A 2239-nucleotide genomic window follows, 5' to 3' on the forward strand; every position below is an offset into this window, starting at 1 on the left:
TCCCAGTTGACCAGCTCGTCATTCTCGGAAGCGGTGAGATAGTTCAGCCGCGCGGCGATGTCGACACGCGCCGTCACGTCGGCGAGGCAGCGTTGCATGGCATCGGCGCCGGCACTGGCGTCGCCGCGCATCAGCACGCCTGCGCCGGGAAACAGGATCGCCGCAGGCGACGTGCCCAGTCGTGCAACGACATCTGCCACGGCCTCGCCTGGCTTCGCCACGACGGAGCCCTGGCCGAGGAAGATGACGTGGTCCGGATAGAGGCTGCCGGCCTGCGCCATGCGGCGGCTCTCAGCGTCGAGCGCAACCGCATGCGCTTCGACATCGGCCGGCAATCTGTAGCCGCTGTCGCCGGCAAGCGCGGCCAAGGCGTCGAGGTCGGGTGCGGCGGTCGCGCGCGCCGGCCGGGCCAGCAATGACCTGATACGGCGCAGCAGAAGCTCCGCCCCGGCGACGGTTTCGGCAGCGACGACCAGCCCGTGATTGCCAAGGATCAGCACGTCGACACCAGGCCGCAGTTTTTCGGCAATGCCGCGTGCAAGCGGCAGGCCGGGCCGGAAATAGGGCACATAGGCCCATTCGATGCCATCGAGCCGCTTGGCGACCTCGGCCTCGCCATCGGCCTGCACGGCAAGCGAGATGGTGTCGACGCAATGGACATGCAGAACGACGCGCTGCGGCATCAAAGCGTGCACCGTGGTCTCGATCGATGGCCGCAGGCCGCGCGGGTTGAGCGCTGCAATGGTGAAACCCTGCGGCTGGTCGGCGGCGCGATCGCGCTGTTCGACGGCTTTCAGCAGCGGCGCCATCGCCACCGGCACCATGATGTCATCGACCAGCGCGTCTTTCAGCCAGGTGCCGGAGGCCTTGATCCACAGCGTGTCGCCGGCTTTCAGCGAGGTGTTGCCGCCTGCCGCCTGGGTGAGATGCGGGCTCCGCCCGATGCTGGCCGAAAGCGCCCGCAAGGCCGCCAGTTCCTGCGCGTCAGCTTGGGTCGCCATGGCGCTTTTCCTCCAACGGCTCGGCCGTGTCCTGCGCGAAATCCCGTTGCCGGGATCGAATTGGCGCTGATATCGCAGAAACGAGTGATCTACGTCAATAGTGATCTACTGTCATCAAACACGCTTGCAATCCGACTAATGTTGAGTAAGTTACGCCAATTGCCATGGAAAATGGCATCCGGGAGGAAAGAATTGAGCGACTCCGGCCGCCAGCGTCAGATCGTCGAACTGTTGCGGGATCGTCCGTTCGCTTCGGTGCGCGAGTTGCAGGAGCGGCTTGGCGTTTCAGCCGCGACGGTCAGGCGCGATATCGACAGGATCGACGAGGCCGGCGAAGCGCGGAAGGTCTATGGCGGCATATCGGCGCTCGACGGCGCTTCCCAGGCCGGTGTTGCCTACGCCAGGCCCTACGACGAGAACCGCGACCTTGCGGTCGAGGCCAAGCGGCAGATCGCCGCTCTCGCGGCGACCATGGTGCGCGACGGCGACGCCGTCATCGTGCATGGCGGCTCGACCTGCTTCCATCTGGGCGTCAAGCTCGCTGAGCGCAACATCCGCCTCTACACCAACTCGATGCCGCTGGCGGCCTATCTCAGCGACCACGGCCATTGCAGCCTGACGGTTGCGGGCGGTGATCTGCATCGCGAACCCGGCATCATCCATTCGCTCAGCCAAGCCGTGCCCTTCTATGCCTCCAAATTCTTTCTCGGCGCGCAAGGCCTTGGCCAGGAAGGCGTGATGGAATCGCACCCGCTGCTGGTACGCTCGATCGTCGATCTCAGCCTTTGCGCCGACCAGATCGTGGTGCTGGCCGACAGCCGCAAACTGTCGATCCACGCGCGCAATGTCGCGTTGCCGCTTTCCCGCATCGGCACGCTGGTCACCGACGACGGTCTCTCCGACGCCGATGCGCGCATGCTGGAGGACGCCGGCGTCATGGTGCGGATAGCCTCGGGAGCCATCCAGTGAAGGTGGCTGTCCTCGATTTCGGCAAGACCAATTCGAAGCTGTTCGTCTTCGGCCAGGACGGGCGGATCATCGACGAGCGCCGGACACAGCCGAAATGGGTGCGCCAAGGCGTCTTCAGCGTGCTCGACGAGGCGGCGCTCCACCATTGGGCGCTCAGCGCCGTTGCCGATGCGGTCGACGGTCATGGAGTGGAAGGGGTCATGGTGTCGGGCCATGGCTGCACCTTTGCCTTGGTCGACGAAGTGGCGCTGACGCATCCGATCCTCGAT

The 2239-nt window shown here is 65.3% G+C and carries 2 protein-coding genes and 1 pseudogene; 2 read left to right on the plus strand and 1 reads right to left on the minus strand.

Features of this window, described 5'->3' with window-relative positions; genetic code table 11:
* The coding region (locus tag EN991_RS30145; protein WP_164769475.1) for a class II aldolase/adducin family protein at positions 1-1001 on the minus strand (1001 nt) is incomplete at its 3' end.
* A 192-nt stretch (positions 1002-1193) separates the two neighbouring features.
* Between EN991_RS30145 and EN991_RS30150 the strand changes: the two genes are divergently transcribed.
* The gene (locus EN991_RS30150; RefSeq protein ID WP_013529337.1) at positions 1194-1970 is read left to right on the plus strand and encodes a DeoR/GlpR family DNA-binding transcription regulator; all 777 of its coding nucleotides are present in this window, start codon (positions 1194-1196) and stop codon (positions 1968-1970) included.
* Positions 1967-2239 (plus strand): annotated as a pseudogene (locus tag EN991_RS30155) (carbohydrate kinase); the annotation flags it as partial. The gene EN991_RS30150 and the pseudogene EN991_RS30155, both read left to right, overlap by 4 nt.

This window comes from Mesorhizobium sp. M7A.F.Ca.US.005.03.2.1 (assembly GCF_003997795.1).
Classification (GTDB): Bacteria; Pseudomonadota; Alphaproteobacteria; order Rhizobiales; family Rhizobiaceae; genus Mesorhizobium; species Mesorhizobium ciceri.